Origin of the sequence: Pseudoalteromonas sp. S8-8 (assembly GCF_000497875.1) — a bacterium.
GTDB lineage: Bacteria > Pseudomonadota > Gammaproteobacteria > Enterobacterales > Alteromonadaceae > Pseudoalteromonas > Pseudoalteromonas arctica.
In genome coordinates this window covers 196,870-214,286 of the sequence record NZ_AUTR01000035.1, presented here as the reverse complement: position 1 = coordinate 214,286, position 17,417 = coordinate 196,870, and the positions used below count along the sequence as shown (strand labels likewise).

At 39.2% G+C, this 17,417-nt stretch carries 16 protein-coding genes; 7 read left to right on the top strand and 9 right to left on the bottom strand.

From position 1 onward, the window contains the following. Nucleotides 1–51 precede the first annotated feature (51 nt). On the top strand, nt 52–825 hold the full coding sequence (locus L659_RS0111775; RefSeq protein WP_024590661.1) for a YggN family protein: 774 nt from the start codon (nt 52–54) through the stop codon (nt 823–825). A gap of 98 nt (nt 826–923) precedes the next feature. Here L659_RS0111775 and L659_RS0111770 read toward each other — a convergent pair whose 3' ends face one another. Continuing rightward, on the bottom strand, nt 924–3,353 hold the full coding sequence (locus tag L659_RS0111770; RefSeq protein WP_024590660.1) for a zinc-dependent metalloprotease: 2,430 nt from the start codon (nt 3,351–3,353) through the stop codon (nt 924–926). A gap of 154 nt (nt 3,354–3,507) precedes the next feature. Here L659_RS0111770 and L659_RS0111765 point away from each other — a divergent pair, with 154 nt between their 5' ends. Then, nucleotides 3,508–4,476 carry a class 1 fructose-bisphosphatase gene (locus tag L659_RS0111765; RefSeq protein ID WP_024590659.1) on the top strand — a complete coding sequence of 323 codons (969 nt, stop codon included), beginning with the start codon at nt 3,508–3,510 and terminating at the stop codon, nt 4,474–4,476. A 535-nt stretch (nt 4,477–5,011) separates the two neighbouring features. On the opposite strand, the gene L659_RS0111760 is transcribed toward L659_RS0111765, so the two are convergent. Next, a complete protein-coding gene (locus tag L659_RS0111760; RefSeq protein ID WP_024590658.1) occupies nt 5,012–5,338 on the bottom strand; it encodes a hypothetical protein in 327 nt (108 codons plus the stop codon). 43 nt (nt 5,339–5,381) lie between these two features. Between L659_RS0111760 and L659_RS0111755 the strand changes: the two genes are divergently transcribed. Further along, entirely contained in the window at nt 5,382–5,741 is a 360-nt protein-coding gene (locus L659_RS0111755; RefSeq protein ID WP_024590657.1) for a DUF5522 domain-containing protein, read from the top strand. A 160-nt stretch (nt 5,742–5,901) separates the two neighbouring features. On the opposite strand, the gene L659_RS0111750 is transcribed toward L659_RS0111755, so the two are convergent. From L659_RS0111750 to L659_RS0111720, 7 genes are all read right to left on the bottom strand, one after another. Beyond that, complete coding sequence (locus tag L659_RS0111750) at nt 5,902–6,735, bottom strand: sulfurtransferase (RefSeq protein ID WP_024590656.1); 834 nt, start codon at nt 6,733–6,735, stop codon at nt 5,902–5,904. Next, nucleotides 6,735–7,829 (bottom strand): capsular polysaccharide export protein, LipB/KpsS family, encoded by a 1,095-nt coding sequence (locus L659_RS0111745; protein ID WP_007581963.1) that lies wholly within the window; start codon nt 7,827–7,829, stop codon nt 6,735–6,737. Before L659_RS0111745 ends, L659_RS0111750 begins: the two co-directional genes overlap by 1 nt. A gap of 177 nt (nt 7,830–8,006) precedes the next feature. Beyond that, on the bottom strand, nt 8,007–8,426 hold the full coding sequence (locus tag L659_RS0111740; RefSeq protein ID WP_007581961.1) for a group I truncated hemoglobin: 420 nt from the start codon (nt 8,424–8,426) through the stop codon (nt 8,007–8,009). Then, nucleotides 8,426–9,259: a DUF3034 family protein gene (locus tag L659_RS0111735; RefSeq protein ID WP_024590654.1), complete on the bottom strand. Its 834-nt coding sequence runs from the start codon at nt 9,257–9,259 to the stop codon at nt 8,426–8,428. Before L659_RS0111735 ends, L659_RS0111740 begins: the two co-directional genes overlap by 1 nt. Beyond that, nucleotides 9,246–11,561 (bottom strand): bifunctional diguanylate cyclase/phosphodiesterase, encoded by a 2,316-nt coding sequence (locus L659_RS0111730; protein ID WP_024590653.1) that lies wholly within the window; start codon nt 11,559–11,561, stop codon nt 9,246–9,248. The genes L659_RS0111735 and L659_RS0111730 overlap by 14 nt, the downstream gene beginning before the upstream one ends. Continuing rightward, nucleotides 11,554–12,216, bottom strand: a complete 663-nt coding sequence (locus tag L659_RS0111725) for a methylamine utilization protein (protein ID WP_024590652.1) — start codon at nt 12,214–12,216, stop codon at nt 11,554–11,556. Before L659_RS0111725 ends, L659_RS0111730 begins: the two co-directional genes overlap by 8 nt. A 122-nt stretch (nt 12,217–12,338) precedes the next feature. Further along, the gene (locus L659_RS0111720) at nt 12,339–13,442 is read right to left on the bottom strand and encodes a phosphoribosylaminoimidazolesuccinocarboxamide synthase (protein WP_024590651.1); all 1,104 of its coding nucleotides are present in this window, start codon (nt 13,440–13,442) and stop codon (nt 12,339–12,341) included. A gap of 178 nt (nt 13,443–13,620) precedes the next feature. Here L659_RS0111720 and L659_RS0111715 point away from each other — a divergent pair, with 178 nt between their 5' ends. From L659_RS0111715 to L659_RS0111700, 4 genes are read left to right on the top strand one after another with little or no spacing between them, the layout of a single operon-like run. Continuing rightward, complete coding sequence (locus L659_RS0111715) at nt 13,621–14,694, top strand: CDP-glycerol glycerophosphotransferase family protein (RefSeq protein WP_024590650.1); 1,074 nt, start codon at nt 13,621–13,623, stop codon at nt 14,692–14,694. 9 nt (nt 14,695–14,703) lie between these two features. Next, nucleotides 14,704–15,402, top strand: a complete 699-nt coding sequence (locus L659_RS0111710; RefSeq protein WP_024590649.1) for an ABC transporter ATP-binding protein — start codon at nt 14,704–14,706, stop codon at nt 15,400–15,402. After that, nucleotides 15,399–16,664, top strand: coding sequence for an ABC transporter permease (locus L659_RS0111705; RefSeq protein ID WP_024590648.1), 1,266 nt, complete (start codon nt 15,399–15,401; stop codon nt 16,662–16,664). Before L659_RS0111710 ends, L659_RS0111705 begins: the two co-directional genes overlap by 4 nt. A gap of 14 nt (nt 16,665–16,678) precedes the next feature. Further along, complete coding sequence (locus L659_RS0111700) at nt 16,679–17,179, top strand: DUF3299 domain-containing protein (RefSeq protein WP_007581943.1); 501 nt, start codon at nt 16,679–16,681, stop codon at nt 17,177–17,179. Nucleotides 17,180–17,417 lie beyond the last annotated feature (238 nt).

Here is a 17,417-nt window from a genome sequence, read left to right as displayed (position 1 = left end):
TGTTTTTTTGTTAACCTACTCGCCTTCCATTTTAGTCTTTTTGAGGTGTTTATGGCGTTTCTATCTCGTTCGATATTGGCGTTTTCCATGGCGCTCTCAAGCACTAGTGTCTTTGCTCAAGCCCAATGCGATGTTGAATTACGTCATGGTTTAATTATTACTGACGATGCAATTCGCATATTAGATAAAGGCCAAACTCGTGTCCAAATTAATAACAATAACCAACTGTTTATTCGTGGTTATTGGGTTGATTTAAGTGATGACGAAAGCAAAGTACTCGAACAGTTTAGTAATGGTATTCGCCACACAGTCCCCGAATTAGTAAACCTTGCTACCGATGGTGTTAACTTAGGTTTAAGCGCTATTGAACACGTAGTTGAAGGTATGTCAGACAAAGAACCTGAAGTACTTAAAACACAATTGCAGTATGTAGAGCGCGCGCTAATGGATAAGTTTAAGCGCGGAGATGACTTCTTTTTTATAGCCCCTCAATCACTTTCGCAAATAGATGACTTTTTCACTAAAGAGATCAGCCAGCAAATTCACTCTGCTGTTCATGGATCGTTAGGTGCTATTTTGGTATCACTTGGCGATGCGTTTAAATCGCGTGAAGGTAATATAGAAGATCGCATTAACGACATGGGGCAACGCATGGATATTATCTCAAGAGAAATTGATAAATCGCTACAAAAAAAGGCACATCAATTAGAGCTTAAGGCTTCTGAGTATTGCGAATGTTTAAATGCACTCGATGTAACCGAGTCTCGCTTACAGGCAATAGTACCTGGTATGGCCGATTACGATTTAGTGCAAATAAAGTCTTAGAGTACGTATTCGTTTTTAGAATAAAATAACACCGAGTATAAATATACTCGGTGTTTTGCTTTGTAATTGATTAAAACTAAGCGCTTCTACTTTTTATTCTAAATTGGTGAGCCCGGTGGGATTGGCAGCACTTTAAAGTTGTTTGGCCATTGCCCTTTAATTAAAAACTGATTTACTTGCTCAGCTAAATATTGCTTAAACGCACTCTCGCCAGTACTTGTATGGCTCAGCATTGAGTTTTGGTTAAAGTCTTCACTCAACTTAACTAAGTAGTAACGTAGCTGCGCTTGCACTTCAGGGCTTGCACTATCGCTTGCTACTAAATCAGCCATAGCTTTTGCTGTTAAAAATTGCACGCGCTGAGTGATTTTACCTGTCATTGTATTAGGTGATGACACGTTAAACACTTGGCTATATAGCTCCTCAAGTAACTCATCTAAACTATAAAAGTCATTACTACGCGCTTGTTGCTGCGCTAAGCGATTTAAACGCTGTGCATTTAATAAAAGCGACAAGCTGTGCTGCACTGCAACCTCGGGTAATGCCATTGCATCGAGCGTTAACCCTGTGCGCCCAACTATGCTTTCGCGCGATTTAGACTCGCCATATGCTTTTGGCGGAATTAGCGATAACACAGATTCAGGAAGTAATAAGTTACTTGGCTTAAGTGTTGCAAAAATAGCGTTTACCGCTTCTTGCTGTGTTTTTTTATTAACGACTTGTGCGCCTTTTACGGGTGAGTCACCGCGTGTTTCGTATTCGTAATCAACACCGGCTATAAGCTTAACCGCTGCCTCAACCTGAAAACGGTGAAACAGATAAAGCGGAACTAGTTTTTCCTCTAATTGCGATAATGAATCACCCGTTTTAATATTATTAATACCAAACTGCGAAAGCGCTTTTTTACGTACGTCGAGTACTCTTAAAAGCTCCTGCGAAGGATTAGTGCCGTTATCCCATAAATGAGCTGTTGGATGTGCGCCACCTTTAGCACGAGCGTCGCTATCTGATATAAACTCAAGGCCTTTGGCTTTGTTCTCTTTTAAAATAGCAGCAAGTTCTGCGCTTTCATCTTGGTTAGTAAAATTGCTATAGCCATATTTAATTACTTGGGTATCCCACACGCCCATGCCTGTTGCATAGCCGCGCGTTACATCAAGCTTACCTTGTTCATTAAAACTAAGTAGCGGATGTGGGTAATCCATTACTGAGGCTCTATCCCCTACCGATGCTGCAAAGTTATGAGAAATACCTAACGTGTGGCCAATTTCATGTGCGCTTAATTGGCGAATACGATCAAGCGCCATTGCTTGCAAGTTTTTAGCAACTTCATTGCCTTTTAAATAAGGAGCAGCAAGAGCTTCGGCTATTAAAATATCTTGGCGAACACGCAATGAGCCGAGTGTTACATGCCCTTTAAGTATTTCACCTGTACGTGGGTCGATCACCGAACTTCCGTATGACCAACCACGCGTTGCACGGTGTACCCATTGAATGACGTTGTAACGAATATCCATAGGGTCGGCGCTACTTGGCAGCACTTTTACTATAAATGCATTTTTATATCCTGCCGCCGTAAATGCGTCGTTCCACCACTTTCCACCTTCAAGCAAAGCGCTTTTAACGGGCTCTGGAACGCCAGGATCAAGGTAATATACAATTGGTTTAACAGGCTCACTAATAGGTAAACTTGAATCCTTTTTAGTTAAACGATGACGCGGTATATAACGCACGTACATAGAGTCACCAAGCGGCGCTGCGTAATCTTTATGTTCTATACTCCAAAAACCTGATTGCGGATTAAACTTACGCGGCGTGTAGTTGTCATCTGGTAATTGAATAAGTGAATGATGCATATGAACAGTAAGCGCATAAGGGTCAGCACTTACTTGGCGAACAAATTCACCTGGTTTTGTGCCTTTAAATGTAAGTACAGCTTCAAGCTCGGTGTTTTTTACAAATGCTTTTGAGCGATTCATATAAACGGCGCTACGTGACTCATCAAGGCTAAAGTTACCTTGCTTACGCGCCGCAAGCGTTCGGCTTACGCCGTGTACATCACTTAATAAATAAGGTGTGTAATCAATAAGTGCTGTGGCTTTATCTTCTGCGACTACTTTAAAACCAGCAAGTATACTTGATGCAAACGCTTCTTTAATACTTTGCTGTTCGGCCTTGTTACTTGTGTTGGCACGATAGTAAGTATTTACAGCGCGTAACATTACTTTGTCGCCAAAACGCTCAAACTGCACAAGGTGAGTATTACCAAGCTGACCTCTATCAAGGCCTATATCGTTAGAGCCAATACCGTAAGGCAAGCTTTGCTGCAGTAAAAATTGCTGTTCAAACTTATCAACTTTTAAATATACTTTTCCGTTTTGGGTATCGTAAAAAAACGAATAATAGCCCGGAAAATGATTCATTTGCGTAGTAAATTCATCAATTGACTTAATTGCTGCGTGCGCTTGAGTTATGATAGAGCACAGCACAGTAAAGAATATGTAACTTAGTAGTGGTATTTTTTTCATAATCTTATCTTTGTTATTTGTGTTTTAAGTACGATTAGGTGGTCCCATTATAGGGTGCTATTTAAACAATACAGTTATTTAAGACGAATTTCAGCGCTCTAAGCTAATCTCTCTCACATTATGATTGGTTTTAACACGTTATCAGGAAAATAGAATGCGTAGACTCCCTCCAGTATTACTAGAAGATGGTTGTTCAAGAGAACTTTTATCATTAATTCGAACAATTTTAGCGGCATGTAAAGAAATTTCGTTTCGCGTTGGTCAAGGCGCGCTTTCTGGCGTATTAGGCTCAACCCTTGATGAAAACATTCAAGGTGAAACTCAAAAAAAGCTCGATGTATTATCTAATCAGCTGTTAAAAGATATTTTACTGGAATCAGGTACGGTTAAAGCAATCGCTTCTGAAGAGGAAGACTACACAGTAGCAGGTAACCCAGACGCTAAATTTATAGTGGCATTCGATCCACTGGATGGCTCGTCAAATACCGATATTAACTCACTTGTGGGTACTATATTTTCTATTATGGAAGTGCCTGAAGGCTCAGACGCTGCTGATCAAAGCATTTTTATGCAGCCCGGCCACAAGCAAGTTGCAGCAGGTTACGTACTTTACGGCCCGTCAACAATGCTTGCGCTGACTACAGGTAAAGGCACGCGCATGTTTACCCTTGATAAAACACAAGGCAGCTTTTTACTTACACAAGATTTTGCCGAAATCCCTGCTGATACAAACGAATTTGCTATTAATACGTCTAACCAACGCCATTGGCAGCCAGCTATGCAAAACTATATCAATGATTTGCTAGCAGGTGATACAGGCCCTCGCGCTAAAAACTTTAATATGCGCTGGATTGCAGCAATGGTGGGCGATGTACATCGCGTGCTTAGCCGTGGCGGTTTATTTACTTACCCTACCGACACCAAAGATCCTAAAAAGCCAAATAAATTACGCCTACTTTACGAAGCAAATCCAATGGCTATGTTAGTAGAGCAAGCTGGCGGTATCGCATCAACCGGTACCGAGCGTATTATGGATATTCAGCCTGATGCAATCCACCAGCGTGTAGCCGTTATTTTAGGTTCTAAAAACGAAGTCGAAACGTGCTTGGGATATCATAAATAATCGCTTAAAACGATTGTCTTCAATTTAAAAAACCGCATTCAATTGAAATGCGGTTTTTTTGTAGGTGAGGTTTTACACCTCGCTTTTTAGACACCAAAGCCACGTTACATGAGCGCGAAGTAAATTCGCACCTACAGGGTTGCATATATTGTAGGTGAGGTATTATACCTCGCTTTTTAAACACCAAAGCCACGTTACATGAGCGCGAAGTAAATTCGCACCTACAGGATTGCATATATTGTAGGTGAGGTTTTACACCTCGCTTTTTAAACACCAAAGCCACGTTACATGAGCGCGAAATAAATTCGCACCTACAGGGTTGCATATATTGTAGGTGAGGTTTTACACCTCGCTTTTAATCTCAAAAGCCACGTTACATGAGCGCGAAATAAATTCGCACCTACAGGGTTGCATATATTGTAGGTGAGGTTTTACACCTCACTTTTTAAACACCAAAGCCATGTTACATGAGCGCGAAGTAAATTCGCACCTACAGGGTTGCACATATTGTAGGTGAGGTTTTACACCTCGCTTTTTAAACTTTTACTAACGCAACTATTTGAGCAAGCTTTTGATGATTAAGATCTCCCATTTGCTCGCTATTACTGAGCGCATAAATAAAACCTTCATGCTCAGCACAATCAATGTCATCTCGCGATTCAATTACGTTTGCCCAAAGCTCTAAATCATCTAAGTCTATTTCGTTACTTAAACAGCGCTTAAGGACATCAATTAAAACCTCGGTTGAGAGAGTATAATGAGTTTTATTGCTATCAGCAGGGCTTGAAACGATAACCGATATAGCTTCGTCCCTTTGCTCACCAAATGTAATAAATTCAGCTAATGCTTTTTGTGTATTCATAATATTTGTTATTCTTGGCTCACTGTTACTAAAAAGAATTATAATGACTCAACTTAACTGCGCTCAATGCCACAGTACTCTAACGTGTAATGTAGACGATATATCAGCGTGTTGGTGCAATGAGCTGCCGGCTATTTTACCGCTTGATATCACAGCAACAAGTTGTTTATGCCGCAAGTGCACGCTTAATAAAATAAATACTTTTTTAAAGGGTGTTTATACACAACCTATTAAAACTCAAATAGACTTTGCAAAACAATTTAGAGGTAACGAAAATTTAATTGAAGGGCTCGACTACACCATGCAAAGTGGTTACATGATATTTAGTAAGTGGTTTTTTTTAAAGCGTGGTTCGTGCTGCAAAAATGGTTGTAAAAATTGCCCTTATGATTTTAGAAAGTAAAAGCTATTTAATACAAATACGAACAAACATTGGTTTTTACCTTCTCATTTTCTTCTCTTTCACTTCTCCTTGTGAGTAATATTTTTAAATGCAATTATTCACAAAGAGGTTTTGAGGCGCTGCGCTTTTAACGTGAGCAAGCTTTACATATGCAACATGTCTACTTTTCTCCCGTGGCGATGGGCAATGAATCACTTGCGCCCCACTCACTCCACGAGCCATCATAAACACTTAAATTACTGTAACCACACTCGGTAGCAAATAACGCTAAAACACAGGCTGTAATACCTGAGCCACAGCTAAATTGTAGCTGCTGCGCATCACCGACCACGTCATTAAATATCGCTTTAATTTCAGTAAGTGGTTTTGCTTCACCTTTATTAAGTAAATCCATAAAAGGTAACGATCGACTATTTGGGATATTCCCGCTACGCATACCTTTTCGGGGTTCACTTTCTTCGCCTGTAAAACGCTTATAAGCACGTGCATCTAGCAATGCAGTGCTAGGCTCATCGATTGCGTCAACCACTTGTTGGCTATTAATAAAATACGCAGAGTTATAGTTTGCCGTAAAATCACCTTTACCTGACGCTTTGCTATAACCTTGTTGTGTGGCGTAATCGCTCTCTAACCACTTTTTAAGGCCACCACTGAGTACTTTAACATTGTGATGCCCCATAGCTTTAAACATCCACCACGCTCTTGCTGCGCTAAATAAACCGCCATCTTCGTATACAACTATAAACGAGTCGTTATTTACACCTGCATTTTGCATCACGTGGGTAAACTGCTGCTCGCTGCATATCATACTTGGTAAGGGATTTGATCTATCGGCCAATTCGTTTTTTATGTCAAAACGTTTAGCGCTAGGCAGCATTGCTTGAGGCGAATAAGCACCCAAAACACCTGGGCGCAGCATACCTGCATCAAATATCACTAATGCAGGATTATTAAGTTGCTCGTGTAATTGCTGACAGCTAATTAGGTTTTTCACTACGATTCCTTATCACCATGATACTTAGCAAACTCGTCATTACCCGTAAAACGCGCTTCAATCGCTTTAATGTGTTTATCTTCAGTGTGTTTCCAAACGCCAGGAATACAATATACATGTTCAATAAAGCTAAAAAACTTATCCTTTAATAATGTATTTGGTTGCCAGCCCTGCACTACTTCGTTCATATTCTCTGCTAGCTGCTCTGCAGTGCTTGCATGCTTTACCAAACCCTCAATGTTGTAACAGGCTTGTCCAAGAGTTAAAACTCGTTTATTGAGCAGCAATGCTTCTAAGCCGACCGTTGAATTAATCGTTAATACGGCTTCAGCGCACTTAATCAAATCACTTGTTTGATTTCCATTAGCAAAAATTGCAATCGGATCTTTTTCATAAAGATGAGCGTAATGTTTATGCCACGACGGATGCTCTTTAAAAACCACTTTTAAACTTGGATCGTTTAAGCTTTTGACCGCTTTAATCACCTCGTCGTAAAACATGTCCATAGAGTTTATCCACGGAGAAAAGCTAGCTAATTGAGTATCGTGAGGTACTTGAAAAGGCGCAAATATATAGCGTTCTGGCACATCGGCGCATTCAAATTCACAGCGCTTTTTATGATCAGCTCTTGGAATTAAATCCGGCGCACAAAAGTTTAGCTTATTTTGTGGGTCAAAATTTAGGTAAAAAGAAGGGTCACGGCTTAACGACGCATTATAGTTAATACCATTAGGGTCTAAACTGCTTGTACCGGGTAGTAAACCATTTTCATAATAAAACTGCTTAACACCTAATGCTTTTGCAGCCATAGCAACGGTCGTATTTGGAAGTTTATTGCCGTTCCAAATAACAATGCAGTCAGGATTAGTCTCGGTTAATAAGGCTAAATACTTAGCGTATCGTAATCGTTCAAATAAAACTAACCCAGCACTGTAAACAGCAGTAATAATAGGACTATTCCAGATAGCATTACGTGCTCTTTTGCGTTTTAGCTGAGAGTTAACTACATCAGTAAAATTAACTTGAAACGCATCTTTTAAATACTTAACAGCAGAAAGCTTAGGGGCTCCCATGATATGTAATTGGCAATCCATTGACAATTTTTTGATTATTTTTCTATAGTATTTTGCGTGTACATTTTTGCGAGAGATAAATAGGTAAGCCATACAAGCTATATTTGCCAATTATTGTTTTTATGAAATAATTCTAAGTGGACAATGACATCAAAGCAAGGTTCCCTTTACTTAATAATTACTTTAAAGCCTTTATGGCTACATTTTTATAATTTCACCACGAAGTGGTGCCATTCTAGAGAGAATATCGTTTTGCAAACTATGGCTAATGTTCTGCTCATTCATTGCATTTATAAGTAAATCAACCACATGATTAAAGTCTTTCTCTGTAATATGCATACCTGTATGGATTGCTACCATAGAGTCGCCATCGTATGTACATGGGCCTTCTACTAACATACACATATGAGTAATAAACCCTTGGCGAAAGTACGCTATATTGCTGTGTTCAAAGTAATGAATTATCTGCTCGTCATTACCTATTTGATAGATAAAGCTATCAACAATTCTGCCTATCCCCGCTTTACCATCGAGCTTTTGATAAAGCGATAATTGTGTTGAGCTAGCACAACTACAAAGCAATCCTACGCATACTATAAAAATACCAACGCTTTTCATTACCAATACCCTGTTACCGATAAATACCAACCTGTTTGATCGTCAGCTCCTGCAATGCTTCCTAAATCAAGGTAAGCCGCTGTCACACTTACGTGCTTATTAGGCATCCATGCTACAAATAAGTCTTTCCAATCTTGTTCGCCTAAGTTTAAGTTATTTGATTTTTGACGATACTCAACACCTACGGCGACTTCACGACTAAAAAATAGTGCTGTGCTGCCTTCAAATAGCACTTTACCACTACCATTTTCTCCACCGTAGCCAAGCAAACCAAGTTGATTAGCTTCGCTGTATCGTGTAGTTACGTTCCAAAACCAGTTATAGCCAGCAATAGCCCCTAAATGTAATTTACTAGCAGCGAGGTAGTAGTCAGTACCGCTAGTCTCTTCTGCGCCTACAAGTGTTGCAATACTGCCATCATCCAGTGATTTATGCTGAATACCTAAGCTAAGTTGTGGCCAATCACTGTAAACAATATCACCATATAAACGTATTTTAGCACCTGTAATTGATTGCTCTATTTCAGCATCAAGTGCTGGTACATCAAAGCGCTGTTGGGCATAACTGAGCTCAACACGATTAAATAAATTAAGTTGTGCACCACATACGTCAAGTGTGTAGTCGGTTACATCTGCGCGGCTACAAAAGCCATTTACCGAAAATTCATCATCACTTGCGTACCCAGCAAGTTGTGCCCACGGTACAATACCACCGCCGCCACTGCCTTCAATTTGAGAAACTCCCGGTGTAGCTAGCAGTTTTCCATTGCTTGCAATGCTCGGTACACTAATTATTAAAAACAAACTTGCTAATAAGTATTTAATTTTTTTCATAGTATTCCTCCAGCCATTCTTCTAATAGTTCTGCTTTTAAAGGTCTACTTAAGTAATAGCCTTGTGCATGATCGCACTGCATACCTCTAAGTAAATTTAATGAGCCAAGTGTTTCAACCCCCTCAGCTACAACCGAGAAACCTAGCTGATGCCCCAACGTAATTGATGATTGCACTATAAATTGATCTTTTTGCGATTCATCAAGTTTTAGGATAAAGCACTTATCTAGCTTAAGCTCATCAATCGGTAACATTTTTAATCGACCAAGTGATGTTTGCCCTACACCATAATCATCTAATGATATTTTAACGCCAATTGCCTTTAGGTTTTCGAGCGCTTTAATACCTTTTTCTTCGTTTTCGATCATATCGCGCTCAGTAAGCTCAATAGTGATCAGCTTAGGATCTACTTTGTACTTTTTAAGCGTACGAACTAATGCAGCATGAAAGCCCGGAAATGCTATATCTTGCGCAGATACATTTATTGCAGCCTGTAAGTTTATATTTTTAGACTGCCAATTAGCTACTTGTGCTACAACCGTATTAACAACCCACCCAGTAAGCTCAACAATAAGGCCCGACTGCTCAGCTAAGTCAATAAACAGTTCAGGATTAACCCAACTACCATCTTTTCGCTGCCAACGAATAAGTGACTCAACTTTATCTATTTTTTGCGTTTTCATGTGTAATTTGGGCTGATAGGTCATAAATAACTGACCATCATCATCGCTAATAGCCTGCTTTAATTCATCAAGCATTATTAAGCGCTCTAAGTGCGCCTCGTCCTCACCATTTTGATAATAATGTATGCTCTCTTGTGTGTTTGCAGCACTTTCAACAGCAATTAGCACGCGGCGCATTAAGTCATCACTTGCAATTCCTTGCGTAGGATACTGCACAATGCCCGCACTAAAGCGTAAGTTAATTTTTAGTTTTTGAATGGTGTAGCACGCTTGTAATTGTGCCATTAAGCCAACAATACCGCTTTTGTGTTCGCGCGCTGCCGCAGTCGGAAACACAGTTAAAAACTCATCGCCGCCAATACGAGCATGAAAGCCCCCTAACTCATCCGAAAACTCACTTATTCTGCAAGCAACCGCCTTTAGGCAGTCATCACCAATACGCGGACCGAGCTTATCGTTTATATGGCGAAGCCCTTTTATGTCTATTGCAACGAGCGTGTACTCGGCTGATGAATCTAACTCATCATCAAGCACCTCAAGCATGGCTGAGCGGTTATAAAAGCCTGTTAGGGAGTCGTGTCTGGCTTGAAAGCTAATTTGTTGCTCGCGCTGATTAATATCATTACCCATGCTATCAAACGCTGCGACTAGCGTGTCTATTTCGGTGCTTTGCCTTCGCCCTTTGAATTCAAATGCATAATTACCTTGTGCAAATTGCCTTGCTATTACAGCTAGTTGAGTAAGTGGCGTAGTTAAATTATTTGCAAATATGCTGCTCGTAATAACACCTACAAACATAGTTAAAATAGCTAAAATAATAAGTGTAAAAAGCAGTTTTTCGAAGTCACTATAACTTTGAGTTAAATCGGCACTCAGTAAAATAATTATGGGATGGGTCAACAACGATGGTAAATCTATTTCTCGGTTACGATACACTAAATACTCACCAAAAAACCGCGATGTGGTTACGGTACTAAAATAGCTAACAGGTTCAAATTGCTCAGGACGATTAGCTAATGAGCTAATAACAATATCGTCAGCACTGCCTATAAAACTTACATCCATACCTGTTAAGCTTTTTAGTTCATGGGCTACATTGTCATCAATTTTAAAACCCACCAAACTATAGGCCACTGTACGTGGCGCTTTTACAGGTAATAAAATAACTTGATACAGCTCGTTATTAAGCACCACAAAGCTAGACTCTTCTGGCGCACTTAAAAGCTCTTCCATCAAGGGCTTTAAGTTGTGTGCAAAAGCGTCTTCGTCAGTATTAGCGGAAATTAGCTTACCCGATAAATCAAGTAACAACATTAATTCGGCATCAATACGCTGACTGTGATTAAACAGCACGCTGCTGATTGTACCTGCATCTCTCGTTGCTACAGCTTGCTTAAAACCAAAATCGGAGGTGAGTACTTTTGCAGCGGTTAACAGTAGGCTTTCTTTTGACTTTAAATATTGCTTATAAACATTTTGCGCTACGGTAATATCTTGATTTACTTTTTCTTCTTGAAACTTACTCGTAGACCACCAAAAACTAAACAAGCTGACCATAGTGGTTAATAACACTAAGCCAACACATAAAATGGTTATGCGATTTCGTAAACTATTAGTCATTACCAACCTTAAACTTACTGCCAAAGGTATTTCTAGGTGCTGGAGTTGATGTGTTTACTATTATCTGTAACTGTTTTTGGGAATTAATTGTTATCATTTTTTTATTTTCCAATGGTGCTGTTTGTAATGGATGCCACACACTCACTTGTGCCGGCAGTGTATTAATAGGCAAATTTACATAGCCTTTTTTATCTGTTTTATATACGAATTTGCTGTTAGCTACATAAATATAGCCAACCATAGAGTCATGTATATTACACCCCAAAACAACAACCCCTTGTTGCTCAAACGTAATGGGCTCTTTTGGTTGGCCTGAATATAATCTTAGTTGAAAAGGCTTAGCTTGTGAAAAAGAATAAACATGATGGCGAATATTATCGCTGTTAGGAAAATTAACTTTTTGACCCTGTTGTACAACTAATAATTCGGGTAAAAACTGCTTATGGACTTGATCCATTATAGCAATGGGCAAATTTGATGGTGTGGCTTGTTTACCAGCAATATTAAGCTCAACCACTGCACCTGATAACTTTTGGCCGTGTTGATCTTCTATTACTAATTCAATATTCGCACTTAAAGCAAACTGACTAAAAAACAAACCTATAGCTAAAAAGTAATGACTTTTAGCAAACTTTTGCAATGCCCGTTCAAACATAACAATACCTAAACATTAATGTTAGGTTAAGTTAATTAGAGACGAGCGCTAATTGCAAGAATTATAGCCCAGTAACTAAAAATAAAGATTTAGTTACTGGCTTTATTAGCACTTAAGTGCTGTTATTTAACAATTAATCCGTAATCGTTATCTAAAATAGTAATAACTTCTTGGCGAGGATCTTCAGGGATTACGATATCTCTGCCAACAATTTTACTCGCTATGCCAACATAGGTATTTGACACTTCAAGCATTACTGATTCTGGTAAAATATAATCTTTAGCTAACTGCTCACGCTCACTCATGCGATCTTTATTTAATAATACGTCGCTCTCTGGCACATTATTAATAAGTAATTGGCGAAAACCTTCTTTAGAATTTTCAACAATTTTACCATTTTTGTATGCTGCTTCATCCCAAATACGTGACGAATCAGGCGTGCCTACTTCATCAATATATATAAGCTGTTGCGCGCCATTTAAATCCTCTACATAACCAAACTCAAATTTTGTATCTACAAAAATTTGGTTAAGCTTCGCTAGCTCATCACTAATTAATTTAAAACCTTCAACTAACAGTTTTTCGTATTTGGTTACGTCATCTGCCGATTTAAAGTTAAATACATCTAAGTTATTAGTAATGTTAGCGCGAGTAATATTTACATCATCAACTGGCGGAATATCAGCAACGCCTTCAATAATACCTTTTGTTGATGGCGTAATTAAAACGTTATCAAGCTTTTGGTTCGCTTTTAAATCCTCTGGCAAGTCAATACCACAAAAGTTACGTATGCCTTTAGCGTAGTCACGCCACATGCTACCCGTAATATATTGGCGAGCAATTGCCTCTACTTTTACTGTACTGGCTTTGCGTACAATCCACACATACGGATGTGGAATATCAACAATATGATTGCCCGCAAGACCCGCTTTATCAAATAACTTAAACCAATGGGCTGCCACTGAGTTTAGCGCTATACCTTTACCTGGTACGCCATTTAAACCGTTTTCGCCTTGCCAAATGCAATCAAATGCAGAAATTCGGTCTGAAATAACCATAATCGCAAGCTCAGTACCTGTCGGTACTTGGTAGCCTTTGTCTTTAATTAATCGTGCGCTGTCTTCATCAGTTAACCAATAAACTGAACGAACTTTACCGCTGTGTACTTCACCTTTGGTACGAATGGGTAAATCATCGTTTACGTCTAAAACTTTATAGCTAGTCATGCTATCTCCGGGGTTAGGGATGCTCTTTGAGCAAAGTATGGTATGGGGTTATATGGGCTGTATAATAATCTAGCCAACCTCAAAGCTCAATCGGATGCTTAAAACAAATAAAGGCATATATTTATAAGCGAGTCGCAATGGGGTAAACTTAATGTGCCAACCAGCCTGAGGAGATAGCTTGAACTACTTAACTGCCACTAAAAATAAAAAATACTTGATGTATATTTCTCAAAATTATTCATATGCTATTTTGAGGCCTATTCAGGCTGCAATATTAGCTCATGGTGGTGAAGTGCGCTGGTTTTTACAAGGTTTGGCAGTCAATCCTAATTTTTTAAAAAAAGAAGAAAAACGGCTTAATACAATAGAAGATATTCACGAATGGAAACCCGATGCAACGTTTGCACCGGCTAATTTAATACCCACTTTTTTCCCTGGTATCAAAGTAGGTGTGTTTCATGGCTTTGATGCAGGTAAGCTAGATAAAAAAGGGAATAACGATCATCTTAAAGCTAGAGGTTGTTTCGACCTGTATTGTACACAAGGCCCAAATACAACAATCCCATTTAAAGCCTTACAAAGAAAACTAGGCTATTTCAAGGTAACAGAAACTGGCTGGCCTCCTCTTGACCGATTATTTGATGGCATCACCGAAACGCCTTATACAAATAAATCAGACACCCGACCAACCTTATTAATCTGCTCTACATTTTCAAAGCGACTATCGCTTGCACCAAAGCTATATGAGCAAATAAAACATTTTAGTGAAACCGGAAAATGGCGAATTTTAATGCAATTTCATCCAAAAATGCCAACTGAATTGGTAAGCAAATATAAGGCATTAAGCAATCAAAATTTAACGTTTATTGAGACCGACGACGTAGTCCCTTTATTAAAATCAGCCGATGTTATGTTATGCGATACATCATCAGTACTTTTAATGTTTTTAGTCCAACGAAAACCTGTGGTCACCTTTTGTAATAATGCTCCTGAGGAACACCTACTTAATGTAACAGACCCTAATAAAGTTGAAGAAGCCTTAGAGCAGGCTTTCACGTACCCTAAAACACTTATGAAAAACATTGAAAACTATTGCCAAGAGCTTCATCCATATACTGATGGGCAGTCGAGTGAACGCGTAGTTGCTGCAACAAATGAGTTTTTATTAAGTGAAGATAAACTAAAACCTAAGCCATTTAATATTATTAGGCAATTTAAAACGCGCAGAAACCTCAATTATTGGAAATGGTAAAATAAAGTAATGATCAACCTAAAAAACGTAACTTTTAAGTGGCATAAAAGCGATAGCTCACCCACGCTCAACATAAAAGAGTTAGTTATAGAAAAAGGTGAGCATATTTTTTTACACGGTCCTAGTGGCTCAGGTAAATCGACATTGTTAGCGATTCTTGCTGGTATTAATACAGCCACCAGCGGTGAGGTATCAATTTTAGACCAAAACCTAACTACATTAAGCAATACTACCCGTGATGTTTTTAGAGCGGATCACATTGGCTACATTTTTCAAAACTTTAACCTGCTTCCTTATTTAACTCCTATTGAAAATATAACGCTTGGGTGTGAGTTTTCAAAAAGTCGAAAACAAAAAATATTAAAGCAATCATCAAATAAAAACTCTGCCTTACAAAAAGAAGCGATGCGGTTATTAAATGCTTTAGGCCTTACTGCGCAGTATCACCATAAAGATGTAGCGACATTGAGTATTGGACAGCAACAGCGCGTTGCTGCAGCTCGCGCATTTATAGGCAGCCCTGAATTAATAATTGCTGATGAGCCCACCTCTGCACTCGATACAAATAACCGTGAGAGCTTTATAAAGCTACTGTTTGAACAAGCAAAGTTATCTAATAGTACGCTGGTATTTGTGAGCCACGATGAAACACTAAAGCCTTTATTTGACCGCTCCATTGACCTTATAAGCTTGCAGGAACAAGTATGATTCTCGCTAAACTTGCTTACAAAAGCTTATTAAACCGCCGCGCAAGTGTACTGCTTACATTATTTACTATCGCAATTAGTGTAATGTTACTTTTAAGTATTGAGCGTGTACGAATTGATGCTAAAAGTAGTTTTAGTAATACTATTTCGGGCACTGATTTAATTGTTGGTGCGCGTACCGGCGACATACAGTTGCTGCTTTCGTCAGTATTTAGAATTGGCCATACTAATAACGGCGTAAGCTGGAAAAGTTATGAATACATAACAAGTCAGCGAGGCGTAAAATGGAGCATACCTATAAGCCTAGGCGACAGCCATAAAGGCCAAGCGGTACTAGGCACAACACTTGATTACTTTAGCCATTATCGCTTTGCAAAAAAACAAAACTTAACCTTTAACAAAGGCCACCCTTTTGCTGCAATTAACGAAGTGGTGCTAGGTAGTGAAGTTGCAAATAAATTAGGTTATAAACTTAACGACTCTATTGTTATATCGCACGGTATGGGGAACACCAGCTTTCATCATCATGACGATAACCCATTTAAAGTCGTCGGTATTTTAAACCCTACTGGCACGCCTGTTGATAAAACGCTGCATATTCCTTTGGCTGCAATCGATTTAATTCACGGCGGTAAAGCTAGCCTTGAGCATGAGCAAGAGCAAGAGCAAGAGCAAGAGCAAGACGAACATAACGACCTAGTTGGGCATCCAAAACAAATTACAGCATTTTTAATGGGATTTAATTCGCCTTTATACACGCTACAAATTAGGCGCAATATAAATCAATATAAGCCAGAAGCCCTGCTTGGGATTATGCCAACCGTAACACTTAAAGAGTTATGGGAAATGCTCGCCATAGTAGAAAAAATACTTTTGCTATTCTCAGCTGTTGTCGTGTTAGTAAGCCTACTTGGCATGCTAACGACATTGCTTGCAAATTTAAGTCAGCGTCGTCGCGAACTTGCTATATTACGTTCGGTAGGCGCTCGCCCTTGGCATTTATTTACACTTATAAGTATTGAGTCACTACTGACCACTTTACTTGGTTGCCTAGTAGGTAGTGTGCTTTACTATTTAGTTATTTTTTCAGCCGGCGGTTACTTACAAAGCCATGCCGGTATAAGCGTAAATATCACAATACTCTCTTACTATGAACTGGGCTTAATCGGCGTTATTATGGCAGCCGGTTTTATTATTGGCTTAATACCCGCTACTCGCGCTTATTTTTATTCACTCAGCGATGGTATGAGTATAAAAGCATAATTTTTAGGGATTTTATGACATTTTTTAAAACAGCTTTTCAGTACATTGCTGCTATTGGCTTATTATTTATAAGCGTAGCGAGTTATGCTAATCCACCAAAAGAAATTTTTTGGGAAGACTTAATCCCTAAAAACCACGTGCAAATAGACACTCAAGCACAAGCTAATCACGAAGGTAGTGATCAAAACTGGGTGCAACCCGATTTAGATGCTCCAGTGGTAAAGGCACTTGATGGCCAATCGGTGAGTTTGCCTGGTTTTGTTGTGCCACTTGAGGGCGATAGCGAAGTAATTACCGAGTTTTTACTCGTTCCTTATTTTGGCGCCTGTATACACGTACCACCACCACCGCCAAATCAAATAGTCCATGTAACAATTAAAGGTGGAGTACCAATAGATAGCCTATACGACGCAATTGTTGTAACTGGAATAATAAGTACTGAAACATGGTCGGGCGAAATAGCGCAGGTAGGATATAAAATGAAAGCGGTCGGTGTAGCACCGTTCGAGCTTTAAAATAAAGGGCCCGCTTTTAAAGCTGGCCCTTAAATATCATTAAATTTAGAATCGATAAAATTTAAATAACTGAATATTCAAATAACTAGGGCGTGTTGATCTTTGTGGATTGAAATTTGTTCAATCTAGGGGCGATTTAATCGCGGCGCGAGGTTTGTAACCTAGCGGGCTAAGTAAAAATCGAGCAACAAAGAGTTAATCGCCCCTAGAAAGAACCCAAAGGGCAGCGCATGTTTGG